The 20330-nt window shown below is 57.8% G+C and carries 13 protein-coding genes; 7 read left to right on the top strand and 6 right to left on the bottom strand.

What is annotated here, in order from left to right:
- The 3 genes from H9S92_RS04370 to H9S92_RS04360 all read right to left on the bottom strand — a co-directional run bounded on the left by H9S92_RS04370 (position 1) and on the right by H9S92_RS04360 (position 3823).
- Positions 1–1332, bottom strand: coding sequence for an HTTM domain-containing protein (locus H9S92_RS04370; RefSeq protein WP_187465498.1), 1332 nt, complete (start codon positions 1330–1332; stop codon positions 1–3).
- 44 nt (positions 1333–1376) lie between these two features.
- Positions 1377–2453, bottom strand: a complete 1077-nt coding sequence (locus H9S92_RS04365) for an imelysin family protein (RefSeq protein WP_187465497.1) — start codon at positions 2451–2453, stop codon at positions 1377–1379.
- A gap of 167 nt (positions 2454–2620) precedes the next feature.
- The gene (locus H9S92_RS04360) at positions 2621–3823 is read right to left on the bottom strand and encodes a DUF4856 domain-containing protein (protein WP_187465496.1); all 1203 of its coding nucleotides are present in this window, start codon (positions 3821–3823) and stop codon (positions 2621–2623) included.
- Positions 3824–4112: 289 nt separating this feature from the next.
- Between H9S92_RS04360 and H9S92_RS04355 the strand changes: the two genes are divergently transcribed.
- Both H9S92_RS04355 and ffh read left to right on the top strand, forming a co-directional pair.
- Entirely contained in the window at positions 4113–4598 is a 486-nt protein-coding gene (locus H9S92_RS04355) for a GNAT family N-acetyltransferase (protein ID WP_187465495.1), read from the top strand.
- A 284-nt stretch (positions 4599–4882) separates the two neighbouring features.
- Complete coding sequence (ffh, locus tag H9S92_RS04350) at positions 4883–6226, top strand: signal recognition particle protein (protein WP_187465494.1); 1344 nt, start codon at positions 4883–4885, stop codon at positions 6224–6226.
- A gap of 592 nt (positions 6227–6818) precedes the next feature.
- Here the strand turns inward: ffh and H9S92_RS04345 are convergent.
- The 3 genes from H9S92_RS04345 to H9S92_RS04335 form a co-directional block, all read right to left on the bottom strand.
- A complete protein-coding gene (locus H9S92_RS04345) occupies positions 6819–7964 on the bottom strand; it encodes a DUF4221 family protein (protein WP_187465493.1) in 1146 nt (381 codons plus the stop codon).
- A gap of 129 nt (positions 7965–8093) precedes the next feature.
- Positions 8094–8792 (bottom strand): hypothetical protein, encoded by a 699-nt coding sequence (locus H9S92_RS04340; protein ID WP_187465492.1) that lies wholly within the window; start codon positions 8790–8792, stop codon positions 8094–8096.
- 1122 nt (positions 8793–9914) lie between these two features.
- A complete protein-coding gene (locus H9S92_RS04335) occupies positions 9915–10682 on the bottom strand; it encodes an RluA family pseudouridine synthase (RefSeq protein WP_290283492.1) in 768 nt (255 codons plus the stop codon).
- Between the two features lie 213 nt (positions 10683–10895).
- Here H9S92_RS04335 and H9S92_RS04330 point away from each other — a divergent pair, with 213 nt between their 5' ends.
- The 5 genes from H9S92_RS04330 (at position 10896) to H9S92_RS04310 (ending at position 20302) form a co-directional block, all read left to right on the top strand.
- The gene (locus H9S92_RS04330; RefSeq protein WP_187465491.1) at positions 10896–11174 is read left to right on the top strand and encodes a DUF4212 domain-containing protein; all 279 of its coding nucleotides are present in this window, start codon (positions 10896–10898) and stop codon (positions 11172–11174) included.
- 136 nt (positions 11175–11310) lie between these two features.
- Positions 11311–11751: a four helix bundle protein gene (locus H9S92_RS04325; RefSeq protein WP_246463646.1), complete on the top strand. Its 441-nt coding sequence runs from the start codon at positions 11311–11313 to the stop codon at positions 11749–11751.
- A gap of 147 nt (positions 11752–11898) precedes the next feature.
- Entirely contained in the window at positions 11899–13614 is a 1716-nt protein-coding gene (locus H9S92_RS04320) for a sodium:solute symporter family protein (protein ID WP_187465490.1), read from the top strand.
- Positions 13615–14185: 571 nt separating this feature from the next.
- The gene (locus tag H9S92_RS04315; RefSeq protein WP_187465489.1) at positions 14186–17320 is read left to right on the top strand and encodes a glycoside hydrolase family 2 TIM barrel-domain containing protein; all 3135 of its coding nucleotides are present in this window, start codon (positions 14186–14188) and stop codon (positions 17318–17320) included.
- Positions 17321–17341: 21 nt separating this feature from the next.
- Positions 17342–20302 (top strand): Ig-like domain-containing protein, encoded by a 2961-nt coding sequence (locus H9S92_RS04310; protein WP_187465488.1) that lies wholly within the window; start codon positions 17342–17344, stop codon positions 20300–20302.
- Positions 20303–20330: the final 28 nt, after the last annotated feature.

Here is a 20330-nt window from a genome sequence, read left to right as displayed (position 1 = left end):
TTACAGTCCATAAATAGTGTCTTCAAAAGGCAAGAGCCAGGCGGTGCGCGGCGTGGCCCAGGTCACCGTCGTCAGGTCAACGCTGGGGTTTACGTAGGGTCGGCTGCCCCGGCCGTTGAGGGCCACGTAGCTCTCGGCGTAGACGGCGGGCGGGGCCTGGCCTCTTTGCTGGTATTCCCGGGCCAGGTGGTGGGCAAATTCCAGGATGAAATCAGGCTGCGTAGCCAGTTGCTTGGCCTGCAACGGCGTCAGGTAGCGGCTGGGGTCTACCGTCCGGCTACGCCCCGTAATGGGGTCTTCAATGCGGTAGCTCAGGTAGCCCGCCTTTTCCATGAGCATCACCCGCCAGCTGAAGCGGTAGCCGGATTCGGTCCAGAACAATTCCCCCGGGTACAGCAGGTACCGCCACGGCAGCAGGAGGTGTAAGGCGAGCACGGCGCAGACCACCGTCTTGGGCAGGCCCCAATTTCGCTCCCTTACGACTTTCCCCGGCACCTGCGGCCGCGCCCCCAATCGCCCCAGCCCCGTGCGCAGGTACCCGATGATGCGCTCGTGGACGCCCGCATCGAGAAAGATGAGCGCACTGACAATCATGATGTACGGAAACATGCCGATGGGAAAGAGGACGCGGGTAAGGACGTGAAAGACCACCACCGCCCCGAAGGCCAGCCAGCGGGTGGGCCGCCAGAGCAAGAGGAAGGGGATGAACAGGTCGTAGGCCGCCCCCAGCCAGGCGAAGGCGAAGTGCACCCAGCGCTGTTGCAACAGATCGCCCAGGCCGGGGAGGCTGTACTTGGCCGGGAGCCAGATGGCCAGCGGCTGGGCCTGCAAGAGCCAATCGGAATTGAGCTTCGCCAGACCCGCGTAGCAGTACACCACGCCGACGAAAACCTGCAGGGCGTGGATCGTCCAGGCCGGCACCGTCGGCCGCTCCCGGCCCCGCGCGTCGAGGGAAAAGTAGTCGGCAGCCGGCAGCCAGATGAGCAGAAAACTGAGGAGACTGACGAAGTAGTAATGGTTCAGGTAGGTGCTCTTGTCCATCAGCTCCACGTAGGTGAAACTCAGAAAAAACACCGTGCTTGACCAGCGGTATTTCCAGCCCAGCAGGATGCCAAGCGCAGAAAGTCCCACGACGGCGAAGAGCAGGTAGGTCCAGTTGCCCAGCGGCTTGACCCACTCGAAGTAGCGGTAGCTGAAGAAGTAGGTCGGCTCCAGGTACAGCTTTTCAATCCATCCCTTGGCCCAGAAGCGGACGACGCTGAGCAGCATCATTAGCCCGAACCCGATACGGAACACGGCCAAAGGAGCGGCGGAAAGGGAGCGTCGTCCCATGAAACACTTTGTTTGGAGCGTAGTCAATCCGGCAAGCCCGTTACTCAGTCACCGTCGGCGTCGACGTAATCGACGTTGATGCTCAGGGCCTGGAGCATATCGACCTTGAGAAGCACGACGAGCTTTTGCATTTCATCGTAGAGGGCCAGCATGCGTTGGTTGTCGTTCGTTACCTGGTCGGCAAAGCTGCTGTCGAGGCCCGCCGTGGTGGTCCGAACCACCTCAAACTGCCGGATGATGCGGGCGCTGAGCAACTCGCCGTCGCGACGGACGTCCAGCGCGTCGAGGTAACGGGCCAGGCCGCGGTCGGCAAAGAAATCCCGGGAGCTGGCCAGTGCCTCCAGGAACAGGGGCAGGGAATTGCCCGCGTAGAGGCCCTCGGCGCGGTCGGGTAAGGGGTCATCGCTGAAGATGCCGGCGGGGATGCCGACTTTGCCCGCGCGCAGGAATTTCTCGTAGTAAAAGATGTAGTCGTTCACCGTCCGGTCAATGCTGGCCGTGGCGCTGTTGCCGTCGTTTTGGATGAAGACGGCACGGTAGCCGTTGTTCCAATCGGCCAGGGCTGTGGTCGTCAGCGCGAGCATGCGGTTGGCCAGTTGCGTCAGGTAAGCCTGGTAAGCGGTATGCTGCGGTCCGGTAGTCAGTGCTCCTTCTTCCAAGCCGTAGAGCAGGTATTCGACGGCGGGGAAGCCCTGGGCGGCGGTATTGGAGGGCAGGTCGAGGTTGGCGGGAGTGGTGGCGAGCGCGTTCTCTTCGATCTTCACGACGTTGGCCGGGTAAGTGTTGAGCTGCTCGCGGAGGCGGATTTCTTCGGCCTTGCCAATCACCAGGGGGCTGAGTCGCTGCCAGCTGAGGTAGGCCTGGGTGAAGGCATCCCGCAGCGCGGTGAGGTTGGCCGGATTGGCTGCGCTGGCAAAAGTGTCCTGGGCGGCGACCAACGTCGAGAGCCGGCTTTCCAGGTCGGTCAGGTTGGGGATCACCACTTCATCGGCCCATTCGGTCAGCATGCCGCGGCGGTCGAAGGAAGGCAGTACGGGGCCGTCGTCGTCCGCGCCATCGGGACCACAACCCGCCAAAAGCAGCACGGCAACGAGGAAAAGGAAAGGATAAGTCAGTCGCATCGTAATGGTTACTTGGTGGCTGAGGAGGGCCTGCGTGGCAGGTTAGCTGTTTTGAGCAATTTTTGAAGGGATTCCGAACGCCGCCGCCCGGCCCAACGTGGGCTCCGGGGCGCCATTTTCGTGGCGACTTCCCGGAGCCTTTAAAATCCATTGTTCAAAGTGTTGTCTTAGTTGGCGGCCTGGCTGACGGAAACGCCGTACTCCGCACCGATGGCGTCGGCGAGGCTGGCGAGGGCATCGGGGCTCAGGTCCCAGAAGCCGTTGCCGCCGGCGTTGCGCAGGGTGGTCAGGTAGTTGGCGGAGTTGGTGGCGGCATCGGCCGTATCGATGAAGCGCAGGCTGTAGATGAAACCGTAGGCTTCGCTCAGGTCGTGGAAGGCGCCACCGAAGTCGGCAGGCTGGGCCCGCAGGCCAATTTCCGCCTGCTTGAGGTAGAAGATGGCGCGGACGACGATGACCTTCTCCAGGGCACTGCGGATGATTTCGGCCTGGCGGTCGCGCTCGGCGTAGTCGCCCGCAACGATGGCGGCGCGGCCCGTGCGGAAGGCCGTTTCGAGCTCGGCGGCGAGGCCTGCGAAGTCGCTGTCTTGGTCGACCCGATCGGCGTATTCCCCGAGGAAACTATCGTTCGTATCCCCCAGGTCGAGCAGCGGCGTGGCGGGGGTGGCGGAAGCGCCGAAGAGGTAGCCAAAGGCTTCGTCCCAACGGTGCTCCATGTAGGTGTAGGGGCTGCTGCCTTCGGTGATGCCCGCGTCGTTGTCGGCCCGGCTACTGCCCGCATCGAGCACGGCTGGCGTCAGGTAGTGGTTGGCAATCTGGTCGTACATCATCGCGCCGATCAGGGATTTGCCGAAGGCCTGGTTGTACTCCAGTCCCCAGGCATTGACGTAGCGAACGGCGCTGCCGTCGGCAATTTGTCCGGGTTGGCCAGCGGAGGCGAGCTGCTCGCGGTTGGGGAAAACTTCGGCGACCTGGGCGGTGATCCAGCCGTCAAAATCGGCCTTGATGGCCGCCGCCGCTACGCTGTTGGCAGCAAAAAGGGCCTGGCTATCGGCGACTTTGGACCGGACGGACTTGGTAGCCGCATTGAGCGCCGCACTGGCGAAAGGATCAACGCCCTCGGGGTTGCGGAACATGTTGTTCAGGTCGGTCTCGGTACGGGAGAAGTTGAGGAAGGCAGCAAACAACTCACTAGCCATCCCAATGCGCTCGGTCTGGCCGGTGAAAGAAACGGTGGAGTTGCCAGCGCGACTGAAGTCATAGGTGGTGGGGATGGTGAAGTCGGGGCTGAGGTCATCGTCATCGTCTACGCAGGCGGCGAAGAAAAAGGTGCCGGCAAAGGCCAGCAGGAAGGGTAAAAAACGGCTCATTGAGGAGTTATTTTTATCTGTACCAATTCTTAATAGCGCAAAGGTAGGCACAGCCAATCGACCCCTGCAAGCGACTTGCCCATTATCTTGAATGAATCTAATTAAATTTAGGTTAAGTCCTGTTCCCGGGGAAATGTATCGGGACTGTCTTCCGGGTTTTCCCCAAGCAATCATCTGAGGTATGCGTGCCATCGGACGTAGAAATCACTGGTTGGCCCACTATTTTTGTGGGGCCGGTTCAGGCTGGGGAGAGTGGGAACTTTCTTCAGCAAAACTGCCGGGAATTAGTATGCTTTCTGTCCGTATCCGTCCCGCCGGGCCCTTCGATGCAGCCGCCCTGGCGGCCATTTTCAACGCCTACCTGGGAAAGGCAACCCTGGCGTTGGAGCCGCTCGGCGAGGTGGATTATCTGGCAGTGCTGGATGACCCGCGGGCGGCCTTGCTGGTGGCCGAAGGTGCAGCCGGGGTACTGGGCTACGCGGGGGTGAAGCCCTACAGCCCCCGCGGCGGCTACGCGGTGGCGGGGGAAAGTTCGACCTTTTTCCGGCCGGGACACACGGGAACGGGCGAAGGAGAGCGGCTCTACCGGGCCTTGCTGGCGGCGGCCTACGCCCTGGGCTACCGGCACCTGACGGCCCGGATTTGGGCGACGAACGCGGGCAGCATCCGCTTCCACACGCGGCTGGGTTTCCGGCTGGTGGGTACCCAGCACGCCATTGGCCGGGTGGACGGGCAGGTGGTGGATGTGGTGTTGATGGAGCTCGTGATGCCGTGATTGGGGGCGCGGCCGCAGGTGCAGTGGAGGGTTAAGGAGCGGAGGAGGTCGATTTCGCCGTAGCTGCCTGGACAAGGAACTCCATGCTACTCCATGGGCAAAAAAAGGGCCTTCGGCCTCGGGGTCGGGCTAAAGCCGCGACAATATCTTGGGCTTTGCTTCTTCAACGGGGCATTGCACCTGCGGCCGCGCCCGGATCCGCAAAAATCAGGCACCGCGAAAGGCAACCACCGCCGTGGACGCCGCGTTTTTGTATATTTGCCGCCCGATAAATTTTGCCCCGCATGTTTGATAACTTAAGCGACCGCCTGGAAGGTGCCTTTAAAAGCCTGACCGGTGACAACAAGATCACCGAAATCAACGTCGCCACCAGTTTGAAGGAGATCCGCCGCGCCCTGGTTGCGGCCGACGTGAACTATAAAATTGCCAAGGAATTCACGGACAACGTGAAGGAAAAAGCCCTGGGCACCGAAAACGTCCTTAAGGCCGTCAAGCCCGGGCAATTGATGGTCAAGATCGTCCAGGACGAACTGACCGAGCTGATGGGTGGCCAATCGGTGGGCATCAACATCAAGGGCGAGCCGGGTGTAGTCCTCATTGCGGGCCTCCAGGGTTCGGGCAAAACGACCTTCTCGGGCAAGCTGGCCAACTACCTGAAAGACAAGCGCAAGCTGAAGGTCTTGCTGACGGCCTGCGACGTTTACCGCCCCGCAGCCATTGACCAGCTGACGGTACTGGCCGGGCAGGTCGGCGCGGGCATCTACAAAGAGCCGGAGAACAAAAACCCGGTGGAGATTGCCCTCAATGCCATCGCTTACGCCCAGGACAATAAGTACGACGTCGTCATCGTCGACACGGCCGGCCGCCTTTCGGTCGACGAAAAGATGATGCAGGAGATCAGCGACGTGCGCGACGCGATCAGCCCCAACGAGACGCTCTTCGTAGTGGACTCCATGACGGGCCAGGACGCCGTCAACACCGCCAAAGTCTTCAACGACCGCCTCAACTTCGATGGCGTGGTGCTCACCAAACTCGACGGTGATACCCGCGGCGGTGCGGCCCTTTCGGTGAAGTACACCGTTGAAAAGCCCATCAAATTCGTCTCTACCGGTGAAAAGATGGAGGCCATGGACGTGTTCCACCCCGACCGGATGGCCCAGCGCATTCTGGGCATGGGGGACATCATTTCCTTCGTAGAACGGGCCCAGGACCAGTTCGACGAAGAAGAGGCCAAGCGCCTGGAGAAGAAAATGAAGAAGAACAAGTTCGACTTCAACGACTTCCTCGGCCAGCTCAACCAGCTCAAGAAAATGGGGGACATCAAATCCCTCCTCAACATGATTCCCGGCATGAAAAAGGCCCTCAACGGGGTCGACATCGACAACTCCGCCTTCTCCAAAGTGGAGGCCATCATTCAGTCCATGACCCCCAAAGAGCGTGCCAACCCCGAACTGATGAGCATGAGCCGCAAGCAGCGCATTGCCCGCGGCTGTGGGCAGAGCATGGACGATGTGAACCGCTTCATCAAGCAGTTCGATCAGATGCGCACGATGATGCACAAAATGTCGAACAACCCGGCGATGGCGGGCATGGGGGGGAATTTTAAAGGGCCTAAGCGGCGGCGGTAGTTGTGAATGAGCTTCGCTCTTTTTTTTGAACCACTGAGTTCCTTGAGAGAAGAGCTTCGCTCTTATTTTTGAACCACTAAGGACACGAAGAGGGGCTAAGGTATAGCAGGAAAACCTGGTTGAAGGTGCCCCCACTCAAATAGGAAGACCCGGTTGAGGGTGTCCCCACCCGAACATCCACGATTCGGGTAGGGACACCCTACATCCCGCACATTTTGCGTTTTTTGAACCACTTGTTGGAGCTTCGCTCTTATTTTTGAACCACTAAGGACACGAAGAGGGGCTAAGGTATAGCAGGAAAACCTGGTTGAAGGTGCCCCCACTCAAATAGGAAGACCCGGTTGAGGGTGTCCCCACCCGAACATCCACGATTCGGGTAGGGACACCCTACATCCCGCACATTTTGCGTTTTTTGAACCACTTGTTTGGAGCTTCGCTCCTTTCTTGAACCACTAAGGACACTAAGAGGGGCTAAGATTAGATAGTCGCCGTATAACGGCTCTACCACATCACGCTCCAAGTAACTCCATGCTTTACTCCATGAGCATGAAATACTGCGAAGCAAAACTCCGTGGGCTAAAACTACGTAGCCTCAGTTAGGCTTGTAAATGGAGAAGGTAGCGGTTCCGGCTTCCGTGACACCGAGCGCCCCCACGTCGTAGATATTCAAGCCTTTTTCGCTGCAGAACATGTTGAAAGGGCGGAGGTACTCGGGAATTTTCCATTCTCCCAACACCTGGTAATCCAAGTTTAGGACCAGCAGGTAGTAGTCGAAGCCCAGGGCGGCAACCGGGTTTCTTACTTTGACCTCTCGGTACATATATCCGTTCTGGTTGTCAACGTACAAACTGAAGTAATAAGACAGCTCTCTGAAATACTTATCCTCCTTTTCCATGTCTGGGTATTCACCAAATTTGACGGGGGGTGAGAAGGGTTCTACTTCCCTAAATTTATTGGTGACGACGGGGTATTTCTTTTTAAACTTGAAATTTTCGTCGTAAGCGTACAGGTAATTACTCACCGGAAAAGAGACCACGTACTCTTTATTTTTACTGTTAAACCCGATGGAAGGCCAGTAGAGATACGGCGTTGTGCTGTAAAAATTTTGGCCGTATTCTTCCGGGAAAGGAATTACGTACGAAGTGGACCGGTCCTGCATATTGAACTGGAGAAAAGCAAAATGCTGGGCCAAATCGTTGGTAGGATCGGGGGAGATGCCAAAAAGGAAATCCCCGGCGGGCGTTTGCAGGGGCCGGTTTTGAGCTGAACTGACCAGGTAAACATCTTCGCGGCCTTTAAAGTCCACCACGGTTTCAACGCGCTCCGGCGAAACTAAGAGCAGCCGATTGAGCATATTTGCTGCGTACAGGTAAGTATTTTCATTTACCGCCGCAATTCCGTCGAAGTCTGATTGGGGCTTTATTTTCTTTGGCCCATCCTTTGGCAGCGGGTAGTAGTTATTGATTTTCTCCCCAATGGGGTCAAAATCATAAATTTGCCCGTTCGACAAATGCAGAATCCTGTTCCTTTGGCTGGACGCTTGCTGGGTAAGTCCAGCGAAGTTATCGTAATTGTAGCTAAGGCCTACGGGAATTTTAGCTTCCCCTATTTTAAACATTTCTATATCTCCGTGCGGAGGAACTTTGGAATGATCACTCTCACTTTCTGGCTGACACGCGGTTGTCACGCAAGATAGGGCAAGCAAAAAAGTAAATACGCGAGCCTTGTGTATCAGCATACATTCGAGGGTTTGGAGCCTTGGAATAGGCCGTTATCGTTAATTTGAGTTATAAATCTTGAGAGCCCGTCACTGCTGCAAGCTGACCTTCTAAAAGGAAACCTAACGATACGATAAAGATCCAGTCCCTCACTCCCCCAAACTCAGCATCCGCACGGGTCTTTCTTCCCGGTGCGTAGTGAGTCCTCTGGCGGTCAGGGCTTTTTCTAGGGCGGGCAGGCCCTCGGTCAGGGGGAAGTTGCCGGAGACTTTACACCCTGGGCTTGCGGCGACAAAGCTTGCGGTCTGCCAGCGGTTCAGGTCGGATACCAAAGTCTGCAAATCCTGCTCGTGTACGGTAAGTACTCCGTTTTCGTATTGCCGTGCTACGCCTTCGGGTACGGTTACGGTGTTGGAGAGGCTCCCGCCGCAATCCAGTACGGTGACCAACTGACGTACGTAGGCGGTATCTAAAGTAGCGTGCCCGGTAGCTGCCAAGATGGCCCGGACGGCAATTTGCTGCGCCGCCGCCCGACTGGTATCCGGAAAGTAGTAGCGAAAGTTGAGGTATTGATCCGCTGCGGTGGGGATGCGCATACGTTCGCCGGTAATTTCCGTCAGCACCTTGCTCAGGGGATATCCGTTGAATTCCCAGAGGCGTTCCCCCGTCGAAGTTCCGGTGGACGTAGGGATGCTCTCCAGTACTTCCACCTGTGGCCCATTCGCCGGAGGGCTACTGCTGGCCGGGGCGCCGGGGGCAGGTTCGGATGCGGGCGTTTCGCCTCCGCAGGCGAATAAAGCGGCGGCGCAGAAAAGCAGCAGGCAAAGACGAGTGAAGGATGCGGGCATGGTGGGGAAGGGTTTTGATTTGTGGTACTGCGCCCAGGGAAGTTTAATTCCTGGAACGGTGGAGCAATGGGCTTCTTCGAAAACTAGCATTGTAACCACGAGGGCTTTATTCGTTAAAAGAGCAGGTTTACGGTATCATGCCGTAGTGAAACGGCGAAGTGACTTGCGCCATACTAAGCAAATATAACGCCTTCGCCGAATTTGCAAAGAAATCCGCAATTTCAACAGTCCGCACAGCAGGCCCAAACTTAGTCCCGCTTAGTGCCCTCAGTGGTTCAACCTTAGTCTCTCTTCGTGTCCTTAGTGGTTCAAAAAAAGAGCGAATCTCCATCAAGTGGCTCGATAAGCGTAAAATGTGCGGTAGAGAGGTTGTCCTAACCCGAAACGTGGATGTTCGGGTGGGGACACCCTCAACCGGGTTTTCCTATTTGAGTGTGGACTCTCTCAGCCAGGTTTTCCTGCCATACCTTAGTCTCTCTTCGTGTTCTTGGTGGTTCAAAAAAAGAGCGAAGCTCTAACAAGTGGTTCAAAACGTAAAATGTGCGATATGTAAGATGGCCCTACCCGAAACGTGGATGTTCGGGTGGGGACATTCTCAACCGGGTTTTCCTATTTGAGTGGGGACTCTCTCAGCCAGGTTTTCCTGCCATACCTTAGTCTCTCTTCGTGTTCTTGGTGGTTCAAAAAAAGAGCGAAGCTCTAACAAGTGGTTCAAAACGTAAAATGTGCGGTATGTAAGATGGCCCTACCCGAAACGTGGATGTTCGGGTGGGGACACCCTCAACCGGGTTTTCCTATTTGAGTGGGGACTCTCTCAGCCAGGTTTTCCTGCCATACCTTAGCCCCTCTTCGTGTTCTTAGTGGTTCAAAAAAGAGCGAAGCTCCATCAAGTGGCTCGATAAGCGCAAAATGTGCGGTAGATAAGTTGTCCTAACCCGAAACGTGGATATTCGGGTGGGGACACCCTCAACCGGGTTCTTTCTATTTGACTGGGGACATTCTACACCAGGTTTATCTTCCATATCTTAGTCCCGCTTCGTGAACTTAGTGGTTCAAAAAAGGACTGCACAGCAGGCCAAATCAAAGTGCTTCAAAAAAGTCTGCGCAGCAGGCCCCAACACACTATTTCCCCTTATTCAACTTCCGCAACTGGTTCAACACCGCCCGCATATCTTTCGGCATTTCCGCTTCAAACTGCATCCGCTCGCCGGTAGCGGGATGATCGAAGGCCAGGCGAGCGGCGTGGAGGGGGACGCGGTCCAGCAGCGGACGTTCTTCCTGGTCGTTACCTAGGTTGTAGCGCCGCCCTTTGATCTCCGAGAGCCGGAAGGCGTCCCGTTTGCCGTAGAAGGGGTCCACCAACAGGGGGAAACCGGCGTATGCCAGGTGGACGCGGATCTGGTGCGTACGGCCGGTAAAGATCTGCACGCCGAGGAGGCTGAACTGGTGGCCCAGGCTTTCCAGCTGTTTGAAGATGGTGAAGGCGTATTTGCCTTTATTGGAGACCATCATCCGGCCCGTCTGTCCGGGGTTGTTGGCAATGGGCTCATCCACTTCTACTTCCGCTTCGCCGGGCTGCCCTTCTACAATGGCGTGGTAGATCTTGTCCACTTCACGTTCCTCAAACTGCCGGTTCAGCTCCCGGTGGGTTTCGGCGTTGCGGGCGACCACCAGCACGCCGCTCGTGGGGCGGTCCAGGCGGTGCACCGCAAGGATGGGGTCGCCAAACTGCGCGCCGAGCAAATGCATCAGGTTGGGAATGTCGGGGTCGTAGCGATCGGGGATGGTCAGCAGGCCCGAAGGCTTGTTGACAACAATTAGGTGCTCGTCCTGGTAAAGTACGTCGAATTTCAAGGCAGACGGAATTGAACGCGCAAAGGTAGGGCACACGCCCTTAGCCGAGGCTACCCTGCGCCACCTTCCAAAGTCTTGCGGGAATCCGCCGCCTTGCGCAGCAGGCAAAGTGCCAGGCTATTTCCAGCAAGAGGGAGGCATCCTCACGCAGCTTTTCGCCCGATCGGTAAATTTGGTCCACCGCGTTGTTGCAACACCCGCAGAAATGCCGATCTTCCCGCCCCTCTCCTACTCAAGTCCTACAAGATCATGCCATCTCCCCCGCCCCACCCTACTTCTCAAGACCGCCGCACCGCCTACTGGCGCGAGAACCTGCGCTATCTGGTGATTCTGCTCAGCATCTGGTTTGTGGTCAGCTACGGCTTCGGTATCCTCCTGGCCGAACCCCTCAACCACTACCGCATCGGCGGGGCCAGGCTCGGTTTCTGGTTTGCCCAGCAGGGTTCTATTTACGTTTTTGTCGTCCTCATTTTTGTCTACGTTTGGTTGATGAACCGCTTGGATGGGAAGTATGGTTTCGGGGAGTGAGTTGGTGAGTGGTGAGTTGGTGAGTTGGCTGCCGCACTGGAAAGGCTGCCGCATATATTTTGGGGGTGATGGCGTTTTCTTAGTAAAGCGCCGTCTTATCCCTTTCACTGAATTTCAATCGACAAAAAAGTAAAGTATGAATTACTTAGATACCTATCTGCCAATTGATGATCATTTTGAAGTAGCGGAACCTAAATCCCCGTATAAGCAGAGAGATAGCAACGTTGAGTTTGCTGCAAAAATGCGGCAGCGGACTAAGGCTGCAGCAATTGCTATAGTCAACCTAATGGGTAAGCAAAAAGAAACCCCTGTACTAAGAGTGATTAGTTTTCAGCTCCTTAAATCAGCAACTTCAGCTGCGGCGAACTATCGAGCAGCTTGCCGCGCAAGGTCAACGAATGAGTTTTACGCCAAAATGTCGATTGTGGTGGAAGAAACCGATGAAACCCTATTCTGGCTCGAAATGCTGCACGATTCTGAAATACCAATCGACAAAGCTGCAGTCACACTACTTGGTAAAGAGTGGCAGGAAATTTTAATGATCATGGCCAAATCCCGTTCAAACGTAAAAAAGTAATCAGCTTTTCCAGCGCAGTATCCGAAACTTATGGTGCTAGTGATTATCACTCACCCATATTTCGGTACAGGAGAAACGCATTACCCTATTTAGTTTTTAGCCTCACCACTCCCCAACTCCCCAACTCACCAACTCACCAACTCACCCATGACCGTACAAACCTGGACCTTCCTCATCGTCGGCCTCACCTTCGCCCTCTACATCGGCATCGCCATTTGGGCCCGGGCGGGCTCCACCCACGAGTTCTACGTGGCCGGCGGCGGCGTCCACCCCGTGGCCAACGGACTGGCGACGGCGGCCGACTGGATGAGCGCGGCCTCTTTCCTTTCCATGGCCGGCATCATCAGCTTTGCGGGTTACGACGGTTCGGTGTACCTGATGGGCTGGACGGGCGGCTACGTTTTGCTGGCGCTCCTGCTGGCGCCCTACCTACGTAAGTTTGGTAAATTCACCGTGCCCGACTTCATCGGGGATCGCTATTATTCCAACACCGCCCGCAGCGTGGCCGTCGTTTGCGCCATCGTGATTAGCTTCACCTACGTGGCCGGGCAGATGCGGGGCGTGGGCCTGGTGTTCAGTCGCTTTCTGGAGGTGGAAATCGATACCGGCGTGTACATCGGCACGGCCATCGTCTTTTTCTACGCCATCATGGGCGGCATGAAGGGCATTACCTACACGCAGGTGGCCCAGTACTGCGTGCTCATTTTTGCCTTCATGGTGCCCGCCATTTTCATTTCGCTCAACATGACGGGGCATTTCTTGCCCCAGCTTGGCTTTATCGGGGAAGTCAGCGACGGCAGCGGCGTGGCGCTGCTGGATAAATTGGATGGGCTGCACCGCGACCTCGGTTTTGCGGAGTACACCAGCGGGCAGAAGTCGACCATCGACGTATTTGCCATCACTTTCGCGCTCATGGTGGGTACGGCGGGTTTGCCCCACGTCATCGTCCGGTTTTTCACGGTACCGAAGGTCAAAGACGCCCGGATTTCGGCCGGCTGGGCGCTGCTGTTCATCGCCATCCTCTACACTACGGCACCGGCCATCGCGGCCTTCGCCCGCACCAACCTGATCGACACGATCCACAACCAGCCCTACGCCGAAATCCCCGAGTGGTTTACGAAGTGGGAGACGACTGGCTTGATTGCCTGGACCGACAAAAACGCCGATGGCATCATCACTTACGGTCCGGGCCTGGCGAGTAACCCAGGCGTAACCAATGAATTGTACATCGATAACGACATCATGGTGCTGGCCAACCCCGAAATTGCGGGCCTGCCCAACTGGGTCATTGCCCTGGTGGCGGCGGGCGGCCTGGCGGCGGCGCTTTCCACTGCGGCGGGGCTGTTGCTGGTTATTTCCACGGCCCTTTCGCGCGACCTGATGAAGATGCAAATCAAGCCCAGCATGAGCGACCGCGAGGAGCTCTGGTGGGCGCGCGGAGGTGCGGCGGGCGCGGTGGTGGTAGCGGCCTATTTCGGTATTCATCCGCCGGGCTTCGTGGCGGCTACGGTGGCCCTGGCCTTTGGCCTGGCGGCGGCGAGTTTCTTTCCGGCCATCGTACTCGGCATCTTCGATAAACGGATGAACCGCGAGGGCGCCGTGGCGGGCATGGTCGTCGGCATCCTGCTCATGTTCGGCTACATGGCCGTCTATAAACTGGGCTGGTTTGTCGCCGAGGTGCCACCGGCCAGCAGCTGGTGGTTCGGCATCTCGCCGGAGGGCTTCGGCACGGTGGCCATGCTGGTCAACTTTGCAGTATCGTTGGTCGTCAGTCGCCTCACCACCCCGCCCCCGCAGGCGGTTCAGGACATCGTCGAGGACATCCGCATCCCCCGTGGCGCTGGGGAGGCACACCTGCATTAGACAATTTTGGGCGCGGCCGCAGGTGCAGGGGACGTTGAACATTCGAACATGTTCGAAAGTGCGAACCGGGGGTGCAGGGGGACGGGCGGCGGCAGCGAACAACTCCCACCATCATTCGAACATGTTCGAATGTACGAAGCTGGGGCTTGACTCGACCGACCCCGGAGGGTCCAACCTTAATAACCCCGGATGGAGAATGCAACGCTTCCGGAATCCGGGGTGCCTACCCCATCCAGCCTCACCTTGCTCCTTCAACTTCCCCTGCACCTGCGGCCGCGCCCAGCACAACCCAGCTCCCCTGACCTTCCTGAGCCGGGGTAATTTCCCACCCAGCACCTATAAAACCACTATACAGACAGTATGCGGGTATGAAAAATGGCACAATCATAAGACGCTGATTTTGAACATTTTAGAAACTGGTTTGTCTCTTTTCCACAAAGTATCACCCGACTGTATAGCAATTGTATATATCTTGCAAATCGGAAGTAACCAATAGTTTCAAGGCGTTAAAGCGAATTTAATTTTGCATTCTGACTCTTTTCAGAATTTACTCACAGTAATAGTCGATCGTATGAAAAGCTTAATTCTACCCCTGCTTCTGGTGCTTGCTGCTGCCGGACTGTGGGCCCAACCCAATCAGGTGCGCGTAGTGCAAGGCCCGGAGGGGACGAAACTGACCGTCAACGGTGCCGATTTCATGGTTAACGGGATGAACTGGGATTACTTCCCCATCGGCACCAACTATTCCTACAGTTTATGGACGCAACCCGACGACATCATCCGGGCGGCCCTGGACGAAGAGATGTCTCTGCTGCGCAACATGGGCGTCAACGCCATCCGGCAGTACACTGGCGTTCCCGCCCGCTGGATCACTTACATCTACGAGAAATACGGCATCTACACGATGCTCAACCACTCCTTTGGCCGGTACGGACTTACGATAGACGGTGGCTGGATGGCCAACACCGAGTACTCCGACCCCCGGGTGCGGGCACTGCTGCTCGATGAGGTGCGCAAAATGACCGAGGAGTACCAAAATACCCCTGGCCTGCTGATGTACCTGCTGGGCAACGAAAACAACTACGGCCTTTTCTGGGGCGGGGCGGAAACGGAAGACATCCCGATCCAGGACCGCAAATCCACCATCCGGGCCGAAGCCATGTACAAGCTGTTCAACGAAGCGACGGTGGCGATGAAGGGCATTGACCAATCCCACCCCGTAGCGATGTGCAACGGCGATCTCCTGTTCCTGGACATCATCGCCCGTGAGTGCCCGGCCATCGACATTTTCGGCACCAACATGTACCGTGGCGTCTCCTTCGGCGACGCATTTACCCGGGTCCGGCAGGAATACGGTAAGCCCATCCTGTTCACCGAATTCGGAGCCGACGCCTTCAACGCCCAATCCAACCGCGAAGACCAACTTGCCCAGGCCTACTACATGGTAGGCAACTGGAAAGAAATTTACGCCAACGCCGCTGGCATGGGCGGGGCCGATAACTCGCTGGGTGGCTTCACCTTCCAGTTCAGTGATGGTTGGTGGAAGTTTGGGCAGACGGACAACCTGGATGTCCACGACAACAACGCCTCCTGGTCTAACGGGGGCTACGACCGCGACTACGTCCCGGGCGAAAACAACATGAACGAAGAGTGGTTTGGGGTAACGGCCAAAGGCCCGACCAACGAACGCGGCCTCTACAGCCTCTACCCCCGGGCTGCCTACTACGCCCTGAAAGAAGCCCACCGCTACGATCCCTACGCCAACGGCAGCAGCAACGCCGATCTGGACAATTACTTCGACAACATCCAGCTGATGGATGCCGTCACCCGGGCCCGGGGCGACCAGGCGGCCATGGAAAGCGAGCGGGCGGGAAAAATCCAACTGAGCCGCCTGAGCGCTGAACTGACCTCCTTCAACACCGGCGGCAGCCTCATCGCTACGCCGCAGGAAGACGACCCGACGGACAACGTCTTCCCCAACCAGCTCGGCTTTGACCACATGCAGTCCATCTTCGTGGGCGTCTCGGCCAACCCCAACCCCAGCCTGCGGGCCAACGTGGAATTCAACATCCTGGGCAACGTGGCGCAAAACCCCATCAACGAAGTCTTCTACGAAAACCGCGGCCGCCCCGTTACCTTCAACTCCACCAACGGGCAGGTGACGCAGGCGGATGTTAACCGCATCGCCCTCTACCGCGCCGACATCAACTGGACCCACGATAAATTTGACCTCACCGCCTTCTACCGTACGGGCCACTACCACTGGGGCTACGAAGGCGACTTTTTCGGGCTCTACCCCGAAGCCAACTACGGGCCGAACATCGACATCTACAACGGCCAGGCTCCCCTGGGCGTAGAGATCGAAGGCAAAAAAGAGCTGAAGGGACTCACCCTGGCCATGGGCCCTGAACTCTGGTGGGGAGCCAACCCCGCCATACTGGCCAAGTACCGCCGTGAGCTGATGGGCATGGAAGTAACCGGCATTTTCCACGAAGACCTCGAAGAGCGGGGACAGACGGAAAGCTCCTTCGCCATCCCCATGCCCCGCACCCGCCGGGCCACCCTGCAGATTGAAAAAGAAATGGGCAACCTGGGCATCCAGCTGGGTGGTATCTGGGGTGGGTCTCCCCTCATTGGCCGTTCCTTCCAACTGGTGGAAGGGGAAAGTGGCGACTACACGGTCTACCAGGACGAAATCAAGTCTTCCGACAACTGGGGCGGTAAAGTAAAACTGACCTACTCCAAAGGCCGCATCAACTGGTACGCCCAGGCCGCAGCCCAGGGCTTGGTGGCTGGCGGCAGCGCCGACCCGACGCTGACCTTCACCGGCTGGCGCCTGAAAGACAGCGGCAGTGGCAACCAGTACAACTTCCTGAGTGGCTTCACCTACCTGGTGGGCAACCTGCAGATTGCGCCCAACTTCCTCTGGCAGCGCCCGATTGAGGGGCCGATCCCGGGCGACGTAACTGCCCCGGGCCGCCCGCGCAACATCCTGGCCGATCCCTTCTCCGTTCGCGCCAACCGGGAGACGGTGGCGGGGGAAATCCTCTTCACCTTCGACCCCACGCCGGCCACTTACATGCACCAGTGGGACAACGACCGGGCCGAAGACGCCAAACTGGCCGTTGCCGCCGGCTTCGTTTTCCGCCACCTGCCCACCACCCAGGATGCCGCCATCGGTATTCTGCCAGACGGCCGAACCTTCTTTGCCTTCCCCGGCGCTGCCCCGGCTGCCGACCTCTGGGAGGCCCACGCCCGCATTGTCTCGAAGGTCAATACCGACCTTGGCCTCGTCGCCAACGTCTATACCGGCACCGCCCAGGCCAACGGCTCCGACCCCCGCAAAATCCAACGCTTCGGTACCGACGTGCGCCTGATTTACAAGCACATGAAACTCATCTCCTCCATCAAATTCAACGACTGGGGGCCATTTGACTACCACCGCGACTTTAACCTCACCTTCCCGACCCAGCTGCAACTCGACCTCTCCACCACCCTGGGCAGGCCCAGCTGGTTCAGTCTCCCGGAAACGAAGATCGGCGTGATGGGCATCTACCGTACGCTCGACCAATTCTCCCCCCGCTACTGCCCAACGCGTGCACCGATGCCCGACGGAACGCTGGCCTGCGCCCCAACGGCGATTGGCTTCGACAATGGTAACGAGTGGGAAATCCGCACTTACCTCCACATCAACATCTTCAAGTAACCCGCGAAAAATTAATTGAAAATGAAAAAGCGATTTAACCAACTGCGCGCCGCACTACTTTTTGCCGCCCTTTTCTTTGGCATGGGTTGCGAACGGGAACTGGAGGAACTCGAACTGGCCACCTTCCCCACCAACGCCGAAGTCTTCATCGATGGCTTTCCCGGCGACCTGAACTACGCCGCCTTCGGAGGCTCTGCGGTGGGCGCTTTTGACGTCGACACCGAAGTCAAATACGCCGGCACCACTTCCATGAAATTTGCCGTACCCGACTTTGAAGACCCAGCGGGGGCTTACGCCGGTGGTGCTTTCTTCCTGACCGGCGGCCGGGATTTATCCGGCTACAACGTACTCACTTTCTGGGCCCGGGCTACCCAGGCGGCCAATATCGACATCGTCGGCATCGGCAACGACTTGGGCGGCAACAATTTTCAAGCCTCCGTCGAAGGCCTCGCCATCAATACCAACTGGCAGAAATACTATATCCCCATCCCCGACCCTTCCAAACTCACCCAGGAGCGCGGCATGTTCTTTTATTCCGAAGGACCAGAAAACGGCCGTGGCTATACGTTCTGGATCGACGAGATGAAATTCGAAAAACTGGGCACCGTGGTGGCCGTTAACTCCGGCATCTTCAACGGCGAAAACCTGACGCAGACCGTAGAAACGGGTGCCACCTTCCGGGCCGACGGTTTTGCCGTGTTCAACCTTCCAACGGGGATCAACCAACGGGTCAATGCCGCCCCCTCTTATTTCACCTACACTTCTTCCAACCCCTCCGTAGCCAGCGTAGATGCCACGGGGGCGGTGACGGTGCTGGACGCCGGTACGGCCACCATCACCGCTACCCTGGGTGGGGAGCCAGCGGTAGGCTCCCTGGCCATCACCTCCACCGGAGACCCCATCCTGCCCTCCACGCCGGCCCCTACCCCAACCGTGCCCTCGGCCGACGTAATCTCCATCTTCAGCAATGCCTATACCAACGTTCCGGTCGATTTCTACAACGGCTTCTGGCAGTTTTCCACGACCCAGTCTGCCAACGTTCAGGTTGTTCCGGGTGACGACATCATCCGCTACAGCCAGCTGAATTTCGTCGGCATCCAGTTTACCGCCCCCACCATCGACGCGCGGGCCGTCAACCGCATCCACCTGGACATCTGGACGCCCGACCCGACGGCGCTGCCCGCAACCTTCAAGGTGTTGCTGGTAGACCTGGGGCCCGACGGTGCCTTCGGCGGCAACGACGACGTTTCGCACGAAGTAACCATCACCAGTCCCGTGCTGCAGACCCAGCAGTGGGTAAGTATTGACCTGCCACTCAGCGCCTTTCCTGGCCTGACTTCGCGGGCCAACCTCGCCCAGATCGTACTTTCGGGTGATCTGCCGAACGTCTTCATGGACAACCTCTACCTCTACAACGGAGACGGCGGCGGATCCGGCGGCGGAAGCGAGCCTACCATGGCCGCTCCCACCCCCACGCGCCCGGCGGCCAACGTCATTTCTCTGTTCAGCGACGCCTACAACGATGTACCGGTAGATACCTGGCGCACCGATTGGTCTGCCGCAACTTTTGAAGACGTAAACATCGCGGGCAACGCCACGAAAAAGTACAGCATGCTCGATTTTGTCGGCATCGAAACGGTAGCCAACCAGGTCGACGCGGCTGACATGAGCCACCTGCACCTGGATGTATGGTCCGGTGATTTCACCAGCTTTTCCATCAAGCTCGTCGATTTCGGCCCCGACGGCGGTTTTGGCGGCGGCGACGATGTAGAGCACCAGATCGACTTCGCCACGCCCGCCCAGGGCCAGTGGATCAGCTACGATATCCCCTTGAGCGACTTCACCGGCCTGACTACCCGCAGCAACATCGCGCAGTACATCCTCGTAGGTCAACCGACGGGTGCCACGACCGTTTTTGTCGACAACATTTACTTCTACCGGACGGGCGGCGGCGGCAACCCAACGGAGCCCGCCACCGCAGCGCCTGCGCCCACGCGCCCGGCAGCCAATGTCATCTCCCTCTTCAGCGATGCCTACACCGACGTGCCCGTAGACACCTGGCGCACCGATTGGTCTGCCGCAACCTTTGAAGACGTTACCGTAGCTGGCAACGCCGCTAAGAAATACAGCATGCTCGATTTTGTCGGCATCGAAACAGTAGCCAACCAGGTGGATGCAACGGATATGACCCACCTCCACCTCGATGCCTGGTCGGCGGATTTCACCAGCTTCTCCATCAAACTCGTTGACTTCGGAGCCGACGGCGGTTTTGGCGGCGGCGACGACGTAGAGCACCAGATCGATTTCCCCATGCCTGCCCAGGCCCAGTGGGTAAGCTACGACATTCCCCTGAGCGACTTTACCGGCCTGACCACGCGGGCCAATCTTGCCCAATACATCCTCGTAGCCCAGCCATCCGGTGGAGCAACGGTTTTTGTTGATAACCTCTACTTCTACGGCAGCGGGGGTGGTGGTAACCCGACCTCCCCGGTCGCAGCCGCTCCAACACCCACAACGGCGGCAGCCAACGTCATTTCGCTCTTTAGCGATGCCTATACCGATGTACCCGTAGATACCTGGCGCACCGATTGGTCGGCGGCCGTACTGGAAGACATCAATGTAGCGGGCAACGCCACTAAGAAATACAGCATGCTCGATTTTGTGGGCATCGAAACGGTGGCCAATCAGGTGGACGCTACGGCCATGACCCACTTCCGGATCGACGTGTGGTCGGCAGACTTCACCACCTTCGGCATCAAGCTCGTTGACTTTGGGCCCGACGGTGCCTTCGGTGGCGGCGACGACGTGGAGCACCAGGTCAATTTCACCACCCCCGCCCAGCGGCAATGGATCAGCTATGACATTCCTCTGAGCGATTTTACGGGACTGACCCGGCGAGCCAACATCGCCCAGTATATTCTGGTGGGCCAACCAACCGGAGCCACCACCATTTTCGTAGATAACGTGTATTTCCGAAATTAAACCCCGCAGTGGGAGTTGACTACCGCAA

The organism is Neolewinella lacunae, assembly GCF_014349155.1.
Lineage (GTDB): Bacteria > Bacteroidota > Bacteroidia > Chitinophagales > Saprospiraceae > Neolewinella > Neolewinella lacunae.
The sequence above is the reverse complement of the archived record's forward strand: the minus strand, read 5'-3'. Positions and strand labels throughout refer to the sequence as shown.

Excerpts from the sequence above, each read along its gene's own strand:
- H9S92_RS04370 (WP_187465498.1), bottom strand. The coding sequence starts at position 1,332 with ATGGGACGACGCTCCCTTTCCGCCGCTCCTTTGGCCGTGTTCCGTATC.
- H9S92_RS04365 (WP_187465497.1), bottom strand. The coding sequence starts at position 2,453 with ATGCGACTGACTTATCCTTTCCTTTTCCTCGTTGCCGTGCTGCTTTTG.
- H9S92_RS04360 (WP_187465496.1), bottom strand. The coding sequence starts at position 3,823 with ATGAGCCGTTTTTTACCCTTCCTGCTGGCCTTTGCCGGCACCTTTTTC.
- H9S92_RS04355 (WP_187465495.1), top strand. The coding sequence starts at position 4,113 with ATGCTTTCTGTCCGTATCCGTCCCGCCGGGCCCTTCGATGCAGCCGCC.
- ffh (WP_187465494.1), top strand. The coding sequence starts at position 4,883 with ATGTTTGATAACTTAAGCGACCGCCTGGAAGGTGCCTTTAAAAGCCTG.
- H9S92_RS04345 (WP_187465493.1), bottom strand. The coding sequence starts at position 7,964 with ATGCTGATACACAAGGCTCGCGTATTTACTTTTTTGCTTGCCCTATCT.
- H9S92_RS04340 (WP_187465492.1), bottom strand. The coding sequence starts at position 8,792 with ATGCCCGCATCCTTCACTCGTCTTTGCCTGCTGCTTTTCTGCGCCGCC.
- H9S92_RS04330 (WP_187465491.1), top strand. The coding sequence starts at position 10,896 with ATGCCATCTCCCCCGCCCCACCCTACTTCTCAAGACCGCCGCACCGCC.
- H9S92_RS04325 (WP_246463646.1), top strand. The coding sequence starts at position 11,311 with ATGAATTACTTAGATACCTATCTGCCAATTGATGATCATTTTGAAGTA.
- H9S92_RS04320 (WP_187465490.1), top strand. The coding sequence starts at position 11,899 with ATGACCGTACAAACCTGGACCTTCCTCATCGTCGGCCTCACCTTCGCC.
- H9S92_RS04315 (WP_187465489.1), top strand. The coding sequence starts at position 14,186 with ATGAAAAGCTTAATTCTACCCCTGCTTCTGGTGCTTGCTGCTGCCGGA.
- H9S92_RS04310 (WP_187465488.1), top strand. The coding sequence starts at position 17,342 with ATGAAAAAGCGATTTAACCAACTGCGCGCCGCACTACTTTTTGCCGCC.